13 protein-coding genes are annotated in these 19,176 nt (G+C 73.1%); all 13 read right to left on the bottom strand.

Translation table 11 applies throughout. The features are described from left to right. Window positions 1-5: 5 nt before the first annotated feature. The gene (locus tag LUW75_RS17080; protein ID WP_284453844.1) at window positions 6-1,019 is read right to left on the bottom strand and encodes a Gfo/Idh/MocA family protein; all 1,014 of its coding nucleotides are present in this window, start codon (window positions 1,017-1,019) and stop codon (window positions 6-8) included. Next, window positions 1,016-2,134 carry a DegT/DnrJ/EryC1/StrS family aminotransferase gene (locus LUW75_RS17075; protein WP_250336381.1) on the bottom strand — a complete coding sequence of 373 codons (1,119 nt, stop codon included), beginning with the start codon at window positions 2,132-2,134 and terminating at the stop codon, window positions 1,016-1,018. The genes LUW75_RS17080 and LUW75_RS17075 overlap by 4 nt, the downstream gene beginning before the upstream one ends. 337 nt (window positions 2,135-2,471) lie before the next feature. Then, window positions 2,472-6,653: an Rne/Rng family ribonuclease gene (locus LUW75_RS17070; protein ID WP_250336380.1), complete on the bottom strand. Its 4,182-nt coding sequence runs from the start codon at window positions 6,651-6,653 to the stop codon at window positions 2,472-2,474. Between the two features lie 234 nt (window positions 6,654-6,887). Further along, entirely contained in the window at window positions 6,888-7,670 is a 783-nt protein-coding gene (locus LUW75_RS17065; protein WP_250336379.1) for a TIGR03936 family radical SAM-associated protein, read from the bottom strand. A gap of 477 nt (window positions 7,671-8,147) precedes the next feature. Continuing rightward, on the bottom strand, window positions 8,148-10,100 hold the full coding sequence (locus tag LUW75_RS17060; protein WP_250336378.1) for a TIGR03960 family B12-binding radical SAM protein: 1,953 nt from the start codon (window positions 10,098-10,100) through the stop codon (window positions 8,148-8,150). A 79-nt stretch (window positions 10,101-10,179) separates the two neighbouring features. After that, complete coding sequence (locus tag LUW75_RS17055) at window positions 10,180-11,673, bottom strand: CYTH and CHAD domain-containing protein (RefSeq protein WP_250336377.1); 1,494 nt, start codon at window positions 11,671-11,673, stop codon at window positions 10,180-10,182. Window positions 11,674-11,714: 41 nt separating this feature from the next. Next, the gene (rodA, locus tag LUW75_RS17050) at window positions 11,715-12,920 is read right to left on the bottom strand and encodes a rod shape-determining protein RodA (RefSeq protein ID WP_250336376.1); all 1,206 of its coding nucleotides are present in this window, start codon (window positions 12,918-12,920) and stop codon (window positions 11,715-11,717) included. A 6-nt stretch (window positions 12,921-12,926) separates the two neighbouring features. Next, complete coding sequence (gene mrdA, locus LUW75_RS17045) at window positions 12,927-15,116, bottom strand: penicillin-binding protein 2 (protein WP_250336375.1); 2,190 nt, start codon at window positions 15,114-15,116, stop codon at window positions 12,927-12,929. Window positions 15,117-15,183: 67 nt separating this feature from the next. Continuing rightward, on the bottom strand, window positions 15,184-15,849 hold the full coding sequence (gene mreD, locus LUW75_RS17040; protein ID WP_250336374.1) for a rod shape-determining protein MreD: 666 nt from the start codon (window positions 15,847-15,849) through the stop codon (window positions 15,184-15,186). A gap of 4 nt (window positions 15,850-15,853) precedes the next feature. After that, window positions 15,854-16,837, bottom strand: coding sequence for a rod shape-determining protein MreC (gene mreC, locus LUW75_RS17035; RefSeq protein ID WP_250336373.1), 984 nt, complete (start codon window positions 16,835-16,837; stop codon window positions 15,854-15,856). Between the two features lie 99 nt (window positions 16,838-16,936). Beyond that, entirely contained in the window at window positions 16,937-17,956 is a 1,020-nt protein-coding gene (locus tag LUW75_RS17030; RefSeq protein WP_250336372.1) for a rod shape-determining protein, read from the bottom strand. A 260-nt stretch (window positions 17,957-18,216) separates the two neighbouring features. Continuing rightward, window positions 18,217-18,630 carry a nucleoside-diphosphate kinase gene (gene ndk, locus LUW75_RS17025; RefSeq protein WP_250336371.1) on the bottom strand — a complete coding sequence of 138 codons (414 nt, stop codon included), beginning with the start codon at window positions 18,628-18,630 and terminating at the stop codon, window positions 18,217-18,219. 189 nt (window positions 18,631-18,819) lie between these two features. Further along, window positions 18,820-19,173, bottom strand: a complete 354-nt coding sequence (locus tag LUW75_RS17020) for a DUF4233 domain-containing protein (protein WP_250336370.1) — start codon at window positions 19,171-19,173, stop codon at window positions 18,820-18,822. Between the last annotated feature and the right edge of the window lie 3 nt (window positions 19,174-19,176).

The following is a 19,176-nucleotide window of genomic DNA, read 5'->3' as shown; positions in this document are numbered from 1 at the left end:
TACCCCTACCCCTGGGCGGAGCCGTCGAGGCGGACGGTGGCACCGGTCGCCGCGGATTCCAGGACCGCCGCGGCGACCTCCACGGTCCGCAGGCCCTGCCGCAGCGTGCAGATGTCGTCGGACCTGCCGAGGACCGCGTCGCGGAACAGTTCGTGCTCCACGAGCAGCGGCTCGCGCTTCGGGATCGCGTACCGGACCATGTCGCCCTCGGCGACGCCGCGGAAGGCGCGCAGTGCCTCCCACTCGGTGGCGACGGCGGCGTTGGAGTGGAACGTCAGGTCGGCGGTGAGGGTGTCGGCGACGAAGCAGCCGCGCTCACCGGTGACGGACGTGAAGCGCTCCTTGAGCGGGCTCAGCCAGTTGACCAGGTGGCTGACCATGGTCCCGTCGGAGAGCTGGCCGACGGCGGAGACCATGTCCTCGTGCGGGCGGCCCGACTTGGACACCGTGTGCGCGGCGATCGAGGTGTACGTCTGGCCGGTGACCCAGCCGGTGAGGTCGATGTCGTGGGTCGCCAGGTCCTTGACGACGCCGACGTCGGCGATGCGGTGCGGGAAGGGGCCCTGGCGGCGCGTGACGACCTGGTACACGTCGCCCAGCTCGCCGGCCTCCAGGCGGCTGCGCAGGGAGCGCAGCGCCGGGTTGCACCGCTCGATGTGGCCGACGCCGGCGACCAGGCCGCGCGACTCGAACGCCTCGACGAGGCGGCGGGCACCCTCGACGGTGTCCGCGACGGGCTTCTCGACGAGCGCGCACACGCCGGCTTCGGCCAGCTTCAGGCCGACCTCCTCGTGGAGGGCGGTCGGGCAGGCGACGACGGCGTAGTCCACGCCGAGGGCGAGCAGCTCCTCGACGGTGGCGAGGACGGGGGCGCCCTGCGCCCAGCCGTTCTTGTCGCCCATCGGGTCGACGACGCCGACGAGCTCGACGCCCTCCAGCCCGGCGAGGACGCGGGCGTGGTGGCGGCCCATGGAGCCGAGGCCGACGAGGCCGGCCCGGAGCGTGGCTTCGGCGGTCACAGGCCCTCCCCCAGCGCGTTCACGGCGGTGACGATCCGCTCCAGGTCGCTCCGGGTCAGCGACGGGTGGACGGGCAGGGAGACGACCTCGGCGGCCGCCCTCTCCGTCTCCGGCAGGTCCCAGTGGCGGCCGGCCTTCTGGTCCGGCTCCCAGTACGGCTTCAGGCGGTGGATCGGCGTCGGGTAGTACACGGCGTTGCCGACGCCGGCCCCGGTGAGCTTCGCCATGGCGGCGTCGCGGTCGCCGCGGACGCGGATCGTGTACTGGTGGTAGATGTGGCGCGCGCCCTCGGCGACGACCGGGGTCACCACGTTCGGCGCGGTGATGTGCTCGGAGAGGTACGCGGCGTTGGCGATGCGCTGCTCGGTCCAGCCGTGCAGCTTCGTCAGCTGGACGCGGCCCACGGCGGCGGCGACGTCGGTCATGCGCATGTTGGCGCCGACGATCTCGTTGGCGTACCGCTGCTCCATGCCCTGGTTGCGCAGCAGGCGCAGCGTACGGGCGATCTCCGCGTCGGCGACCGTGATCATGCCGCCCTCGAGGGAGTGCATGTTCTTGGTCGGGTAGAAGCTGAACGTGCCGCCGGCGCCGAACGCGCCGACCGGGGTGCCGTTCAGGGCCGCGGCGTGCGCCTGGCAGGCGTCCTCCACGACGGCCAGCTTGTGCTTGCCCGCGATGGCCGTGATCTCGTCCATGGCGGCCGGGTGGCCGTACAGGTGCACCGGCATGATCGCGACCGTGCGCGGGGTGACGGCGGCCTCGACGGCGGCCGGGTCCACGCAGAAGGTGCCCGGGTCGATGTCGACGAAGACGGCGTCGGCGCCGACCAGCCGGATCGCGTTGGCGGACGCGGCGAAGGAGAACGACGGCACGATGACCTCGTCGCCCGGGCCGATGCCCAGGGCCATCAGGAGGAGGTGCAGCGCCGAGGTGCCGGAGTTGACGGCGACGCAGTGGCGGCCTTCGACCAGGTCGGCGAAGCCCTCCTCGAACGCCGCGACCTCGGGGCCCTGCACGACGCGGCCGCTGCGCAGCACGCGTACGGCGGCTTCGATCTCCTCTTCACCGATGACAGGGCGGGCAGCGGGGATGGGCTGCTCGTTCACGCTCGGCATGGACGTCCTCCTTGAACACCGCAAGAGCTCTTCGTGGCAGAGGTCCGGGGTGTGCGTACGTCTCGTCGAGAGCGCGCGTCTACCCCTCCGGCGCGATGCCGACGCCCTACCGATGACGGCCGGGACGGGTCCGTCCCGGAACCGGGTCGCACACCGCCCGCGCGCTCCGGTGGGGAACGGGGGACGGCATCGACCGGCGTCACATTATCAGGAATGTCCCTGTCGATTTCCGGGCCGTTAAGAGCGGGAGGCATCGGTTCTGAAACAGAATCCCCGTCCCGCCCCGCAGGAATGCGGGGCGGGACGCAGATCATTTCAGTCGCACTTCACCGAACGGTCAGCTTTCCGTGACCACCGTCACGGAGGGCTCGGACGGCTCCCCCGCGGCGGTCCTCCCGGCCGATCCGGCGGTCTTCGCCGTCTTCTTCGCCGTCTTCGACGCCGTCTTGACGGCCGCGGCCTTCTTGGCGGTCGCCTTCTTCGCAGCGGTCTTCTTGGCGGCCGTCTTCTTGGTGGCGGCCTTCTTGGCCGTCGCCTTCTTGGCGGTCTTCCGGGCGGGCTTCTCGGCGGCCTGCGCCTCCGGCCCGGCCCCGTCCTCCGCTCCGGTCCCGTCCTCCGGCCCGGCCGCCGGGGGACCGGCCACCACGACGACGGCGGCCTCCGCGGCCCCCGACGGCGAACCGGCCGGCGCGGTGACCTTGCGGACCACCCGGCGGCGCGGCCGCGGCGGGGCCGCCGCGGGCGCGGGCTCCTCGGCGGCCGGCTCTCCGGCCGCCGGCTGCTCGGCGGTGGCCGGCGCCTCCGGGGCGGCGGGCGCCACGACGACGGCGGCCTCCGCGGCCCCCGACGGCGGACCGGCCGGGGCCGTGGCCTTGCGGGTGGCGCGGCGGCGGGTACGGCCCTGGGGCGCTGCGGCCTCGGCGGCGGGTGCCTCGGGGGCGGCCTCCGGCGCCTCGGCGGCGGCCTGCGGTGCGGCGGCGACCGGCTCCGGCTCGGCGGCCGGGGCGGGCTCCTGCGGTTCCGGCGCCGTCACCGGCTCGGCGACCGGGGTCACCGGGGTCACCGGGGTCTGGACGACCGGCTCGGTCTCCGCGGCGCGGGGCGCGCCGGCCGGGGCGGACGCCTTGCGGCTCGCCCGGCGGCGCGTGCGGCCCCGGGACGCGGCGGCCTCGGCCTCGGCGGCGCTGGAGTACAGCTCCTCGTCCGGGGCGAACGCCGGCTCCGGAGCGGCGGCCGGGGCGGGCGCTTCGGCCTCCGGAGCCTCGGCCTCCGGTACCTCGGCGGTGGGCTCCTCGGCGGCCTCCACCGGCTCGGCGTGCTCGTGCGGGTGCTCGGCGCCGCCGCGGCCGCGCTTGCGCGCCCGCTTGCCGCCGCCGCCGACGGTTCCGGGCTGTTCCATGTGGACGATGACACCGCGGCCGTTGCAGTGGACGCAGGTCTCGGAGAACGACTCCAGGAGACCCTGGCCGACCCGCTTGCGGGTCATCTGGACCAGACCCAGCGACGTGACCTCGGCGACCTGGTGCTTGGTGCGGTCCCGGCCCAGGCACTCCAGCAGGCGCCGCAGCACCAGGTCCCGGTTGGACTCCAGCACCATGTCGATGAAGTCGATGACGACGATGCCGCCCAGGTCGCGCAGGCGCAGCTGCCGGACGATCTCCTCGGCCGCCTCCAGGTTGTTCCTGGTGACGGTCTCCTCCAGGTTGCCGCCCTGGCCGGTGAACTTGCCGGTGTTGACGTCGACCACGACCATGGCCTCGGTCTTGTCGATCACCAGCGAACCGCCGGACGGCAGCCACACCTTCCGGTCGAGCGCCTTCATCAGCTGCTCGTCGATCCGGTACGTCGCGAAGACGTCCACCTCGGACGTCCAGCGCTGCAGCCGGTCCGCCAGGTCGGGCGCGACATGCGACACGTAGCCGTGGATGGTCTCCCACGCCTCGTCGCCGCTGACGATGACCTTCGAGAAGTCCTCGTTGAAGATGTCGCGGACGACGCGGACGGTCATGTCCGGCTCGCCGTACAGGAGCGTCGGGGCGTTGCCCGTCTTCGCCCTCTGCCGGATCTCCTCCCACTGCGCCTGGAGCCGCTCGACGTCGCGGCGCAGCTCGTCCTCGCTGGCGCCCTCGGCGGCGGTGCGCACGATGACGCCGGCGTCCTCGGGGACGATCTTCTTGAGGATGGCCTTCAGCCGGGCCCGCTCGGTGTCGGGGAGCTTGCGGCTGATGCCGGTCATCGATCCCTCGGGCACGTAGACCAGGTACCGACCGGGCAGGGAGACCTGGCTGGTGAGGCGGGCGCCCTTGTGGCCGATGGGGTCCTTGGTCACCTGGACGAGGACGGACTGTCCGGACTTGAGGGCGGTCTCGATGCGGCGCGGCCCGTTGGCCATGCCGAGCGCCTCGAAGTTGACCTCGCCGGCGTACAGGACGGCGTTGCGGCCCTTGCCGATGTCGACGAACGCGGCCTCCATGGACGGCAGCACGTTCTGGACCTTGCCCAGGTAGACGTTGCCGACGTACGAGGTCGCCTGCTCCTTGTTGACGTAGTGCTCGACGAGCACGTTGTCCTCGAGGACGCCGATCTGCGTGCGGTCGCCGTTCTGGCGGACGACCATGACGCGCTCGACGGCCTCGCGGCGGGCGAGGAACTCGGCCTCGGTGATGATCGGGACGCGGCGGCGGCCCTGCTCCCGGCCCTCGCGGCGGCGCTGCTTCTTCGCCTCCAGCCGCGTGGAGCCCTTGATGGACTGCACCTCGTCGGACGGCTCGGCGCCCCTGTCCCGCGGGGCTCGCGGCTCGCGGACCTTGACGACCGTGCGGACGCCGTCCTCCTCCGCGGCCGCCTCGGCCTCGGCGGGCTCGCCGCTGCGGCGGCGGCGGCGACGACGGCGGCGCGAGCTGCTCGTGCCGGCGGCGGACGGGGTGGCGTCACCCTCGGTTCCCTCGGGGCCCTCGGGCTCGTGCTCGGCGTCCTCGCCGTCGGCGCCGTCCTCGTCGCCCTGCTCGTCGTCCTCGACGACGGTCTCGTCGTGGTCGTCGGCCGACTCGCCGCGGCGGCGGCGACGGCCGCCCCGGCGGCGGCGGCGCGACGGTCGCTCCTCGAAGTCGTCCTGCTCCTCGTCCTCGGCGACGGCCTGCTCGGCCTCGTCCCCGGCGGTCTCGTCCTCGGCCTCCGCCTCCTCGGCGGCGGCGGGTCCGGCGGAAGGCGCGGCCTCGGCGGCCTCCGCGGCCTCGCCCCGGCGGCGACGGCGGCGCCCACCGGCCTCGACGCGCTCGGCGACGGGTGTGGCGGTCTCGGCCGTCTCCTCCTCCGCCTCGGCGGCGGCCTCCGCGGCCTCGGCGGCGGCGGCCGCGGCGGCCGTCTCCGGGGTCTGGAACATCGGCTCGGTGAAGACCGGGGCCTGGAACACCGGCACGGCGGGGCGTGCCGGGCGGCGGCCGCGCTCGGGGCCGCGCGGGGGCTCGGCGGTGAACTGCGGAGAGGTCGCGCGGCGGCGCGTACGCCCCCGGGAGGCGGCCTGCTCGGCGGCGGCGACCTGGCCGGACTCGTCGGCGGTGATCTGCTCGACGGCGGTGGCGGGCAGGCTCTCGCCCGTCTCGGTCTCGGTCTCCGTCTCGGTCTCGGGGCGCGCGACCGGGGCGGTGGCCTTGCGCGTGGCGCGGCGGCGCGTACGAGCCGGAGCGGCGGCCTCGGGAGCCTCGGACCCGGCGGGCGCGACGGCCTCGGCGGCGGCGGAGACCTGAACGGCCTGCGCCTGCGGCTCCACCACCGCGGCCGCCCCGGAACCCTCGACGGCCGGAGCCGCCACCTTGCGCGTGGCACGACGACGCGCACGAACCGGAGCCGCGGCCTCGGGAGCCTCGGACCCGGCGGGCGCGACGGCCTCGGCGGCGGCGGAGACCTGAACGGCCTGCGCCTGCGGCTCCACCACCGCGGCCGCCCCGGAACCCTCGACGGCCGGAGCCGCCACCTTGCGCGTGGCACGACGACGCGCACGAACCGGAGCCGCGGCCTCGGGAGCCTCGGACGACTCCTCGGAGACGGCGGCCCCCGACACGGCGGCAGGCTCCACAGCCTCGACGTCCCGCGGCTCCACCACCGCGGCCGCCCCGGAACCCTCGACGGCCGGAGCCGTCGCCTTACGCGTGGCACGACGACGCGCACGAACCGGAGCCGCGGCCTCGACGGCCGGCTCCTCCACGGGCTCCCCCGCCACCGCGGCCGCCCCGGAACCCTCGACGGCCGGAGCCGTCGCCTTGCGCGTGGCGCGGCGGCGCGCACGAGCCGGAGCGGCGGCCTCGACGGCCTCCCCGGACCCGGTGGAAGGCGTCTCGGGCACGGCGGCCTCGGCCGGGGCGGCCGTGGTCACGACGGTCTCGGGGGCGGTGTCCGCCGCGACCGGCGGACCCGCGGGGCGCGACGCCGCACGGCGCCTGCGGCGCGGCGGCAGCGTGCCGCTGGGTGTGTTGTCTTCTTCGCTGGTACCGGCGGTGCCGGTCTCGTTCGACTCGAGCATGCGGGCAGTTCTCCCGTCACGCTCCCGGGCGTCGCGCCTGTGTCCGGTCCGGCCGCGGCACCGCGTCGTACGCGGTGGCCGCCGTCCGGGGCGCGGGCGCCGCACGGGAGCTGTATGTCTGGCTCGCCGGTTCCCTACGCCTTCGGCGTACGGCCTGACGAAAGTCTCCTGTGTCTGTACGCGGCCCGACCCAGGTGGCTCCCGAATGCCAGGGCCGCGTTTCGACGACCGTCCCTACGCGGAACCTGCACCTTCCGGCGCCGTCGCGGCGGCGGGCCCGGCGGCCTTGGAAGGGGCGGCCGTGACTGCCTCGCGGTCGGGCGCGAGCGGGTCGGTCACCGTGCCGGACTCCTCGTCGAAGAGCCCCTGCGCCAGCCTGGTCACCGCTGCGGGGACCGGCGGCGCCAGGTCGGCCACAGCGCGGAGACCGGACAGGACGTCGTCGGGTCGAACGGCGGGTGTCACGTGCCGAACGACCAGCCGCAGTATCGCACAGGGGCCGTCCAGCGGCCTATCAGCCGGAGCGGGCGCGGCTTCGAGTCCCGCCACGGCGGCGCGGGCGTCGAAGGTGCGCAGACCGTTCTTGGTCATGCGCTGCACCTCCACGGTACCCGCCGCGAGGAACGCGGCGACGGCCCGCTCGGCGTCGGCCGGGTCGACCCCGTCGAGCCGCAACTCCCACACGGAGGCGGTGAGCCGGTCGGCGAGGCCCGGGGTGCGGGCCTCGACGGCGTCGACGATGTCGAGGCCGTCGGGCAGGGACTCGTCGAGCAGCACCCGCAGCTTCGCGGGGTCGCGCGGTTCGGTGAGTGCGATCTCCAGGTACTCGGCCTCGGAGGCCGTGCCGGTCGGCGCGGCGTTCGCGTACGACACCTTGGGATGGGGTGTGAAACCGGCCGAGTACGCCATGGGCACCTCGGCGCGGCGCAGCGCGCGCTCGAACGCGCGCTGGAAGTCTCGGTGGCTGGTGAACCGGAGGCGGCCGCGCTTGGTGTAGCGCAGTCGGATGCGCTGCACCGCCGGTGCGGGCGGCGGGCCTTCGGGCTGTCGCTTGCCCAGTGGTTCTTCTCCTCGGTGCGGGGCGGCGCGGTGGCGCGCCGCCCACCGGATGCGGTGGGACGGCCCCGGGGGTCCCGCCCGGGTCGCCCCCGCCGGTGCGGGAGGGCCTCGGGGGCGGGCGCCGCGCCGGGAGCAGTCGTTGTACTACCCAGGGTACGCGGAGGAACGCGTCCCATTCCCACGGACCGTGCGGGGGGACCCGCGCCGGACGGCGCGGCGCAGCGGGTCGCGGGCGGAGGCGGGCGCGGCGCGGGCCGCGTCGGGGGCTGGGCGCCGCACCGCGGCGCGGGCGGGCGGCGGGGTGCGCAGCTCGCGGTGGGACCGGCGGGCCGGGCGGTGCACCGGTCCTCCGGTTCCGCGGTCCCGTAACGCGGCGGCCCGCCCCGGGGTCTCCCTCCGGGGCGGGCCGCCGGGACGCCGGTGCCCGGTCGCCGGTTACTCGGCGACCGTGAGCGGGAGCAGTTTCCTGCCGGTGGGGCCGATCTGGATGGAGGTGTCCATGGCGGGGCAGACGCCGCAGTCGAAGCAGGGCGTCCAGCGGCAGTCCTCGACCTCGGTCTCGTCGAGGGCGTCCTGCCAGTCCTCCCACAGCCAGTCCTTGTCCAGACCGGAGTCGAGGTGGTCCCAGGGCAGGACCTCCTCGTAGGTGCGCTCGCGCGTCGTGTACCAGTCGACGTCGACGCCGTACTGCGGCAGCGTCTTCGCGGCGCACTCCATCCAGCGGTCGTAACTGAAGTGCTCGCGCCAGCCGTCGAAGCGGCCGCCGTCCTCGTAGACGGCGCGGATGACGGCGCCGACGCGGCGGTCGCCGCGCGACAGGAGGCCCTCGACGATGCCGGGCTTGCCGTCGTGGTAGCGGAAGCCGATCGAGCGGCCGTACCTCCTGTCGCCGCGGATCCTGTCGCGGAGCTTCTCCAGGCGGGCGTCGGTCTCCTCGGCGGAGAGCTGCGGCGCCCACTGGAACGGGGTGTGGGGCTTGGGCACGAACCCGCCGATGGAGACCGTGCAGCGGATGTCGTTGGACTTCGACACCTCGCGGCCCTTGGCGATGACGTTCGCCGCCATGTCGGCGATCTGGAGGACGTCCTCGTCGGTCTCGGTGGGGAGGCCGCACATGAAGTAGAGCTTCACCTGGCGCCAGCCGTTGCCGTACGCCGTGGCGACCGTGCGGATCAGGTCCTCCTCCGAGACCATCTTGTTGATGACCCTGCGCATGCGCTCGGAGCCGCCCTCGGGGGCGAAGGTGAGGCCGGACCGGCGGCCGTTGCGGGTCAGCTCGTCGGCCAGGTCGACGTTGAAGGCGTCGACGCGGGTGGAGGGGAGGGACAGGCCGATCTTGTCGTCCTCGTAGCGGTCCGCGAGGCCCTTGGCGATGTCGCCGATCTCGGAGTGGTCGGCGGAGGACAGGGAGAGCAGGCCGACCTCCTCGAAGCCGGTCGCCTTGAGGCCCTTGTCGACCATCTCGCCGATGCCGGTGATGCTCCGCTCCCGCACGGGGCGCGTGATCATGCCGGCCTGGCAGAAGCGGCAGCCCCGGGTGCAGCCGCGGAAGATCTCGACGGACATCCGCTCGTGGACCGTCTCGGCGAGCGGGACGAGCGGCTGCTTCGGGTACGGCCACTCGTCGAGGTCCATGACGGTGTGCTTCGACACGCGCCACGGCACGCCGGAGCGGTTGGGCACGACGCGTCCGATGCGGCCGTCGGGCAGGTACTCCACGTCGTAGAAGCGCGGGACGTACACGCCGCCGGTCCTGGCCAGGCGGAGGAGGACCTCCTCGCGGCCGCCGGGGCGGCCCTCGGCCTTCCACGCGCGGATGATGTCGGTGATCTCCAGCACGGCCTGCTCGCCGTCGCCGATGACCGCGGCGTCGACGAAGTCGGCGATCGGCTCGGGGTTGAACGCGGCGTGGCCGCCGGCGAGGACGATCGGGTGGTCGACGCCGCGGTCCCTCGCCTCCAGGGGGATGCCCGCCAGGTCGAGCGCGGTGAGCATGTTGGTGTAGCCCAGCAGCGCGGTGAGCATGTTGGTGTAGCCCAGCTCGGTGGAGAAGCTGAGGCCGAAGACGTCGAACGCGCCGACGGGGCGGTGGCTGTCGACGGTGAACTGCGGCACGCCCTTCTCGCGCATCAGCTTCTCGAGGTCCGGCCAGACGCTGTAGGTGCGCTCGGCGAGGACGCCCTCGCGCTCGTTCAGCACCTCGTAGAGGATCATGACGCCCTGGTTGGGCAGGCCGACCTCGTACGCGTCGGGGTACATCAGGGCCCAGCGGACGTCGCAGCTCTCCCAGGGCTTGACCGTGGAGTTGAGCTCGCCGCCGACGTACTGGATCGGCTTCTGCACATGCGGGAGCAGAGCTTCGAGCTGTGGGAAGACCGACTCAGGCATTTCGGGGAACCTTCGTGAGCTGATGGGGGCGACTCTCAAGCGTAACGCGCTCCGGGTCGCCCCCGGCACGGTGAACGACTCAGCCGTCCAGGCCCCGCGCCTCCGCCCACAGGCCCGGCAGCTCGCGTTCGCGGTCGGCGGCCCGGGCCTCCTCCCGGGCGTGGAGCAGGCCCCAGGTGAAGGACGACTCGCCCGCGCCGTTGGCCTGGACGGCGATCTCCCGGAGGGCTTCGCGGGCGACGACGCCGTCCTGGTGGTCGCCGAGGAGCTTCTGGAGGGCCTTCATGTCCTTGACGAGGCGCCGGGCGGGCCCGCCGAGGGCGGGGACGGCGAGTTCGGCGGCGTAGCGGGCGCGCTTGGCGGCCTTCCGCGCCTCGTGCAGGGCCGTGTCCCGGTCGTGGCCGGGGTCGAGCGCCAGGGCGTGCCGGATGCGGGCCGCCACGCGGGCCTGGTCCTTCGCGACCGCCTTGGCGAGTGCCTTCCGCGGGGACTTGGCCGCGGCGGGCCGCAGCGGCGGGCCGGCGAGGAGGGCGTCCAGGGCGTCGAGGAGGGAGAGGTAGCGGTCGCCGTCGAGGATCTCCAGGAGGCGGTCGCGCGAGCCGGCCCGGCGGGCGGCGGACCAGCGGTCGAGGCGGGCGTGCACCGGGCCGAGCCGGAGGGTGCGCGGGACGGCGTCCAGGGCCTCGCGCAGGCGCTCGTCGAGCACTTCCCGGTCGCGGTCGACGCCCAGTTCGGCGGCGAGCCACTTCAGTTCGGCGGCGACGGGATCGGTGGCCTCCCGGTCGAGGACCTTGCGGTGGCTGCGGAAGGCACTGCGCAGGCGACGGGTGGCGACGCGCATCCGGTGGACGGAGTCGGGGTGGTCGCGGCGCAGGCCGATGTCGTGGGTGAGCAGGGCGTCGGCCTGTTCGCGCAGGTAGGCGAGGACGTGACCGCCGGCCGTGTCGTGTTCCGCGGGCCGGGCCGCCGGGGGCGGGGTGCCGGTCTCCTCCAGGGCGCGGGCGAGTTTCGACGGGGCCGCGGCGGGGCGGACGCCGGCCTTGCGGAGGCGCTTGTCGACGGCGTCCAGCAGTGCGGGGTCGCCGCCGTCGGCGAGTTCCACCTCGATCTCGGTCCAGCGGGCGGTGCCGCCGTCGCCGGTGAGGCGCTCGGCGTGGACCGTGTCGGTGCTCAGTTCGGCGAGGAGGCCGCCGCCGTCGTCGAGGAGGTGGCGTACGTCGCGGGAGGAGCGCAGCCGTACGGCGGGGACGAGGTCCTCGCCGCGGGTGAGGGCGCGGACGAGCGCGGCGAGGGCGGGTGGCACGTGGTCGTCGAGGGGTGCGTGGACCTCGTCGCGGACACCGGGGGCGACGGGCAGTTTGAGGTGCCAGCCCGCGTCGCCGCCGGTGCGGCGGCGCAGGGTGACGGAGTGGGCGGCGAGGCGCAGGCCGGGGGTGTCGTAGTAGACGGCGTCGAGGTCCGCGGTGCCCGTGTCGACGACGCGGGAGACGCCGCGCACCCGGGTGAGGTCCGGCACCCGGGCGTCGGTGGTGGCTTCGTACTTTCGCTCTATCTCACGTTTCGTATCCGCCATACACCGAATGTAGTCCACGGCGTCACCGGGGCGTCATGTGCTCATGCGGCTATGGGCCGCTGGGAACGGATGGACTGCAGCAGGCCGACGGCGATCCACACGGCGAACATGGACGAGCCGCCGTAGGAGACGAACGGCAGGGGCAGGCCGGCGACGGGCATGATGCCGAGGGTCATGCCGATGTTCTCGAAGGACTGGAAGGCGAACCAGGCGATGACGCCGGCGGCGACGATCGTGCCGTACAGCTCGGTGGTCTCCCGTGCGATGCGGCAGGCGCGCCACATGACGAGGCCGAGCAGGGCGATGATCGTGCCGGCGCCGAGGAAGCCGAGCTCCTCGCCGGCGACGGTGAAGATGAAGTCGGTCTGCTGCTCGGGGACGAACTGGCCGGTCGTCTGGTGGCCGTTGAAGAGGCCGGCGCCGTACAGGCCGCCGGATCCGATGGCGATGCGGGCCTGGTTGGTGTTGTAGCCGACGCCCGCGGGGTCGAGTTCGGGGTTGGCGAACGCGGCGAAGCGGTTGATCTGGTACTCGTCGAGGACGCCGAGCGCGGCGACGAGGACCGCGCCGGCGACGCCCGCGCCGATCAGGCCGAGGATCCACCGGTTGGAGGCGCCGGAGGCGAGGAGCACGCCGAGGACGATCACGACCATGACCATCACGGAGCCGAGGTCCGGCATCAGCATGACGATCACCATGGGGACGACGGCGAGGGCCAGGGACTTGGCGACGGTGCGGTGGTCGGGGTGGACCTGGTCCCCGGCGTCGACGCGGGCCGCGAGGAGCATCGCCATGCCGAGGATGATCGTGACCTTCACGAACTCGGACGGCTGGAGGGAGAAGCCGCCGCCGAGGACGATCCAGGCGTGGGCGCCGTTGATGGTGGCGCCCAGCGGGGTGAGGACGAGCAGGACGAGTACGACGGAGACGCCGTACAGGACGGGTACCGCGCCGCGCAGGGTGCGGTGCCCGAGCCAGATCGTGCCGACCATCAGGGCGACGCCGATGCTCGTGTTGAGCAGGTGCTTGAAGAGGAAGGAGTACGGATCGCCCTGGTTGAGCTCGGTGCGGTTGCGGGTGGCCGACCACACGAGGAGCGCGCCGACGAGGGACAGGGCCAGTGCCGAGAGCATCAGTGGCCAGTCGAGGCGGCGCACCGGGGAGTCGCGGGCGGTGAGCCTGGCCCACAGGCCCCCCGGCTCGGGGGCGTAGCGGGGGACGGACAGGGTGCTGTTGGCTGCGGGCACGGCGGGTCAGTCCCTCCAGACCGGCGGGCCGGCGAGGCCCTGCTGTTCGTCGTCCCGTCCCTCACCCGTCCCGGGCTTCTGCGCCTCGGGGTCGTACGGCTTGACGGGGGGCGCCTCGATGGTGCCGTCGGGCTGGATCTTCGGCAGGTCCTTCTGCGGCTTGGGCAGGAGGGCCCGCTTGAGGTCCTGGTCGCCCTCGTCGTCGAGGCCGTACAGGGCGTCGTAGATGTTGCGGACCGCCGGGCCGGAGGCGCCGGAGCCGGTGCCGCCCTGCGAGATCGTCATGACGATCGTGTAGTCGTCGGTGTAGGTCGCGAACCACGAGGTGGTCTGCTTGCCGTAGACCTGGGCGGTGCCGGTCTTGGCGCGCATCGGGATCTTGTCCTGCGGCCATCCGCCGAACCGCCAGGCGGCGGTGCCGCCGGGTTCGACGACGGAGCGCAGGCCCTTGTCGAGGTCGCTGATGGTCTCCGCGTCGACCGGCAGCCTGCCGCGGGCCCTGGGCTTGATCTCCTGCACCTTCTTGCCGTCGGGGCTGATCAGGGCCTTGCCGATGGTGGGCGCGAAGAGGGTGCCGCCGTTGCTGATGGCGGCGTAGGCGGTGGCCAGCTGGACGGGGGTGATGAGGACGTCGCCCTGGCCGATGGCGAAGTTGATGCTGTCGAAGGCCTTCAGCTGGTTGCCTTCGAGGCAGTTCTCGTAGGCGATCTGCTCGACGTAGCTGCCGCCCTTCTTGCCCTGCTTGCACCAGGAGTCCTTGTTGGCCTCCCAGAACCGCTGCTTCCACCGGCGGTCGGGGATGCGGCCGCTGACCTCGTTCGGCAGGTCGATGCCGGTCTCGGCGCCGAACCCGAACTCGTGGGCGGTCCGGTAGAACCAGTCGTGGGCGTCCTTGTTCGGCTTGAGGCCGCCGTCGCGCTGCCACTCCTTGTGGCCGAGGGCGTAGAAGACGGTGTTGCAGGAGTACTTGAGGGCGTCCCCGAGGGTGATGGGGCCATGCCCCTTGGACTCGAAGTTGGCGAAGCTCCGGCCGCCGAGGCTGTAGGAGGCGCTGCAGTTGTAGCGGTCGTCGAAGGGGTAGCCGGCCCGCACGGCCGCGCTCGCCGACACCACCTTGAAGACGGAGCCGGCGGGCGACTGGCCCTGGATGGCCCGGTTGAGCAGCGGGTAGTTGGAGTTCTTGCCGGTGAGCCTGGCGTACTCCCTGCCGGAGATGCCGCCGACCCAGGCGTTGGGGTCGTAGTCGGGCTGGGAGGCCATCGCGACGACGCGGCCGGTCTTGGACTCCATGACGACGACGGCGCCCGCGTCCGCCTTGTAGGGGCGGCCGGTGATCTTGTCGGTCTCCTTGCGGACGTTCTTCATCGCCTCGTGGAGCTCGTACTCGGCGACGGCCTGGACGCGGGCGTCGATGGAGGTGACGAGGGTGGAGCCGGGGACGGTCGGGTCGTTCTCCGCCTGGCCGATGACGCGGCCGAGGTTGTCGACCTCGTAGCGGGTGACGCCGGCCTTGCCGCGCAGGTACTTGTCGTAGGTGCGTTCGATGCCGGAGCGGCCGACCTGGTCGGAGCGGAGGAACGGCGAGTCGGTGTCCTTGGCCTTCTCGATCTCCTCGTCGGTGACGGGCGAGAGGTAGCCGAGGACCTGCGCGGTGCGGGCCTTGCCGGGGGCCGGGTAGCGGCGTACGGCGGTGGGCTCGGCGGTGATGCCGGGGAAGTCCTCGGCCCGCTCGCGGATCTGCAGGGCCTGCTGGGTGGTGGCCTCGTCGGTGACGGGGATCGGCTGGTAGGGGGAGCCGTTCCAGCAGGGCTGCGGGGTTTCGGAGTCGCAGAGGCGGACCTTGTCCATGACCTCCTTGGGCGTCATGCCGAGGACGCCGGCGAGGCGGGTGAGGACGCCCCTGCCGCGGTCCTTCATGCGCATGAGCTCGGTGCGGGAGGCCGAGACGACGAGGCGGGTCTCGTTGTCGGCGAGGGGTACGCCTCGGGCGTCGAGGATGGTGCCGCGGACGGCGGGCTGGACGACCTGCTGGACGTGGTTGTTCCTCGCCTCGTCGGAGTACTCCTCGCCGTTGCGGATCTGGAGGTACCAGAGGCGACCGAGGAGGGTGAGGAGCAGGGAGAAGACGAGGACCTGGATGACGACGAGGCGGATCTGGACCCGCGGGGTCCGGCCCGTCTCGGGAATGTTGCTCACGACGCCCTCCCCCGGGTGTCTCGGTTCCCTCGTACCGTGTGCGGCTCTCGTCGGGGTCGGACCGGCCTCACGGGCGCTTGACCCCCTTGATGCGGGCGGCGCGGGCGGCGCGGCCGCGGGCGGCCCTGACGCGCAGGCCGCCGCGCCGGCCGCCGACGCTCAGACCCGTGCCGCCGACCATCCAGCCGGCGGTGACGTCGCCGCCGGCGGTGGCGGGCTCGGCGAGCGGGTCGCCGTCGGCCCGCCGGGCCAGCGCCATGATCCACGGCACGGTGAACGGCGTGAGCAGCAGGTCGTAGACGACGGCGGTGAGGATCAGGGAGAGGAGGCCCACGTGGCGGGCCCCGGTGTCGCCGACGAGGGCGCCGACGCCCGCGTACAGCAGCGTGGAGCCGATCGCGGCGGCGACGATCACGGCCATCGGTCCGGCCGCGGACCGGGGCTGCCCGGTCTCCGGCCGGGTGAGCCCCGCGAGGTAGCCGATGACGCACAGGACCAGCGCGTAGCGGCCGATGGCGTGGTCGGCGGGCGGGGCGAGGTCGGCGAGGAGGCCGGCGCCGAAACCGATGAGGGCACCGCTGACGTGCCCGTACACCATGGACAGGGCGAGCACGGTCAGCAGGACCAGGTCGGGGACGGCGCCGGGCAGCTGCAGGCGGGCGAGGACGGAGACCTGGACGACCAGGGCGACCACGACCAGGGTGCCGGAGAGGAGGATCCGGTTGAGGCGCATGGGACTACTCCTGTTCCTGCTCGTCGGTGCGGGGGGCCACGCCCGGCTGGGCGTCGGCCTGCCCGTCCTGCGGCCGCTCGCCGGCCGGTGAGGGGGTGACCGTCACGGTGACCGTCGGGGCGGGCTTCGGTCGGGCGGGCAGGACCGTGTCGCGCGGGTCGGTGCGGGGCGCCTGGACGACGACGCCGACGATGTCGAGGCGGCTGAACCCGGCGTAGGGGCGGACGAACAGCCGGCGGGTCAGGTCGCCGCTGGACGGATCGACGCGGATGACCTCGCCGACGGGCACGCCGGGCACGAACGGGCGGTCGGCCTGGGAGCCGAAGGTGACGAGCCGGTCGCCGGGCTTCACCTTCGCCTTGCCGTTGAGCAGCTGCACGGACAGCGGGCGCTCGCCCTGCCCGGTGGCGAAGCCCAACTCGTCGGTGCGCTCTATCCGCGTGCCGACCGTGAAGTCCGGATCGCTGGCGAGGAGCACGGTGGCGGTGGAGGGGCCGACGGTGGTGACGCGGCCGACGAGCCCGTCGCCGTTGATGACGGTCATGTCGCGGCGGATGCCGTCCCGGGCGCCGGCGTCGATGGTCACCGTCCAGGAGAAGCCCTGGGCCGCCCCTATGGCGACGACCTCGGCCGCCTTGATGCCGTACTGTCCCGCGCCGGCCGTTCTGAGCAGCTTGTCCAGTTCGCGGACGCGGTTGCGGTTGCGGTCGTCGCTGCCGAGCCTCGTCTTCAGCTCGGCGTTCTCCCTCTCCAGCTGCGCGATGCGGCTGTGGCGCTCGCCGGAGTCCCGCACGGCCCCGATCGCGTTGCCGATCGGGGCCACCGCGGACGCGACGCTGTTCTCGACGGGGCCGAAGACCGCGGCGGCGACGCGCCGGGCTCCGTCGACCGGTGACTCCTCACCGCCGCGGATGTCCACCGTGATCAGCGCGAACGCGACGGCGACCAGAAGCGCCAGAAGCAGCCGGCTCTCTTTCGTGTCCCTCACGTGGGGCGGCCGTGCCTTCCTCGTAGGAATGTTTGTGCCGTTATACCGAAGATCAGCCGTACGGGTCCGACGGGATCCGTACGGCTGATCGTGTGGGCGTCACCTGCGGGGCTGGGAGTCCAGCACCTGCTGGAGCGCCTCGAACTCCTCGACGCACTTGCCGGAGCCCAGCGCCACCGAGTCCAGCGGATCCTCGGCGATGTGGATCGGCATGCCCGTCTCCTGGCGCAGCCGCTCGTCGAGGCCGCGCAGCAGGGCGCCGCCGCCGGTGAGGACGATCCCGCGGTCCATGATGTCGCCGGAGAGCTCGGGCGGGCACTTGTCGAGGGTCGTCTTCACGGCGTCGACGATGGCGTTGACGGGCTCCTCGATGGCCTTGCGGACCTCCGAGGCGGAGATGACGACGGTCTTCGGCAGGCCGGAGACCAGGTCGCGTCCGCGGATCTCGGTGTGCTCCTCCTCACCGAAGTCGTGCGCCGAACCGACGGTGATCTTGATCTGCTCGGCGGTGCGCTCACCGAGGAGGAGGCTGTACTCCTTCTTGACGTGCTGGATGATCGCGTTGTCCAACTCGTCGCCGGCGACCCGGATGGACTGCGCGGTGACGATTCCGCCGAGGGAGATGACGGCGACCTCGGTCGTACCGCCGCCGATGTCGACGACCATGTTGCCCGTGGCCTCGTGGACCGGCAGGCCCGAGCCGATGGCGGCCGCCATCGGCTCCTCGATGATGTGCACCTGCCGGGCGCCCGCCTGAGTGGACGCCTCGATGACGGCGCGGCGCTCGACGCCCGTGATGCCGGACGGAACGCAGACGACGACGCGGGGGCGGGCCAGGTAGCGGCGCTTGTGGATCTTCAGGATGAAGTAGCGGAGCATCCGCTCGGTGATCTCGAAGTCCGCGATCACCCCGTCCTTCAGCGGCCGCACCGCGACGATGTTGCCGGGGGTCCGGCCGATCATCTTCTTCGCCTCTGCGCCGACCGCCAGGATGCCGCCGGTGTTGGTGTTGATGGCGACGACCGACGGCTCGTTGAGGACGATGCCGCGGCCCCTGACGTACACCAGCGTGTTGGCGGTCCCGAGGTCGACAGCCATGTCACGGCCGATGAACGACATTGAGTTCCCCTTGTTTCCCATGAGGAGCGCCGGGCCTTCCCACAGAGCGTTGACGGCTTCTCAGGACGGCGCGCTGGATCGTGTGGAGCGGAGGATTCCATCGTAGTACCGCTTCCGCGAACACGGCGCGGTGATCCGCCTCTATACAGGTGACGAGATGTCGGTGCGATGCGTTCCCGGTCTCCTCCGCGATATGCCGCGGGGCGACCGGAATTCCACTCGGTCGCCCCAGGTCGTGAGCGCGTACGGCTGACAGTAGGTCAGGAAAGGCCGGGAAAGAAAATCTTGAGTTCCCGAATGGCGGACTCCTCGGAGTCCGAGGCGTGGATCAGGTTCTCCCGGACGATCGTGCCGTAGTCACCCCGGATGGAGCCGGGCTCCGCGGCGATCGGGTCGGTCGGGCCGGCGAGCCGCCGGACGCCCTCGATGACCCGCTCGCCCTCGACCACCATCGCGACGACCGGACCGGAGGACATGAAGGCGACGAGCGGCTCGTAGAAGGCCTTGCCCTTGTGCTCGCCGTAGTGCTGCTCCAGCGTGTCCTGGTCGAGCGTGCGCAGCTCCAGCGCACTGATGGCCCAACCGGCCTTGCGCTCGATGCGGCCGATGATCTCGCCGATCAGCCGCCTGCGGACGGCGTCCGGCTTGAGGAGGACGAGGGTGCGCTGGGGCATCGTGGAATGGCTCCTTGCAAGCATGTACGTGCGGTGCACAGAGGCTACAGGGGACCGCTGCGGGGACGGCACCCGGCCGGGTCCTCCGGCCGGCCCGCGGCGGACGGCCGGAGGGCCCGCCCCCCGCGTGCGCGGGGCCTCCCGGGCCGGGCGCCGCGGGCGGCGGCGCACGCCGCACCGGGGGTACGGCTACGCCGAGGAGGCGCCGCTCTCGTTCCGGGCCGCCCAGCGGGCCTTCGCCTCGTCGATCCTGCGGCCGAAGTGGATGGACGCCCACCACAGGCCCGCGAAGACCGCGCCGAGGAAGAACATGGCCGGCACGACGAAACCGCTCAGGACGAGCGCGACCTGCAGCGCCCACCCCAGCCGGAGCCCGCCCGGACGGGTGATCACGCCGCACAGCAGGACGGACAGCACCATGGCGATGCCGCACACCGTCCACACCGTGCCCGTGGCCAGGCTGTCGTCCTTCATCGCGACCAGGCCCGCGAAGCCGATCACGAAGAACTCCCCGATCAGCGTCGAGGCGCAGAGCGTACGCATGTC

It is taken from the genome of Streptomyces sp. MRC013 (genome assembly GCF_023614235.1).
Taxonomy (GTDB): Bacteria; Actinomycetota; Actinomycetes; order Streptomycetales; family Streptomycetaceae; genus Streptomyces.
Note: the sequence above shows the minus strand (reverse complement) of the source record. Positions and strands in the feature narration are given on the sequence as shown.

Excerpts from the sequence above, each read along its gene's own strand:
- LUW75_RS17070 (WP_250336380.1), bottom strand. The coding sequence starts at position 6,653 with ATGCTCGAGTCGAACGAGACCGGCACCGCCGGTACCAGCGAAGAAGAC.
- LUW75_RS17030 (WP_250336372.1), bottom strand. The coding sequence starts at position 17,956 with ATGTCGTTCATCGGCCGTGACATGGCTGTCGACCTCGGGACCGCCAAC.
- LUW75_RS17020 (WP_250336370.1), bottom strand. The coding sequence starts at position 19,173 with ATGCGTACGCTCTGCGCCTCGACGCTGATCGGGGAGTTCTTCGTGATC.
- LUW75_RS17055 (WP_250336377.1), bottom strand. The coding sequence starts at position 11,673 with ATGGCGGATACGAAACGTGAGATAGAGCGAAAGTACGAAGCCACCACC.
- ndk (WP_250336371.1), bottom strand. The coding sequence starts at position 18,630 with ATGCCCCAGCGCACCCTCGTCCTCCTCAAGCCGGACGCCGTCCGCAGG.
- mreD (WP_250336374.1), bottom strand. The coding sequence starts at position 15,849 with ATGCGCCTCAACCGGATCCTCCTCTCCGGCACCCTGGTCGTGGTCGCC.
- LUW75_RS17060 (WP_250336378.1), bottom strand. The coding sequence starts at position 10,100 with ATGCCTGAGTCGGTCTTCCCACAGCTCGAAGCTCTGCTCCCGCATGTG.
- LUW75_RS17075 (WP_250336381.1), bottom strand. The coding sequence starts at position 2,134 with ATGCCGAGCGTGAACGAGCAGCCCATCCCCGCTGCCCGCCCTGTCATC.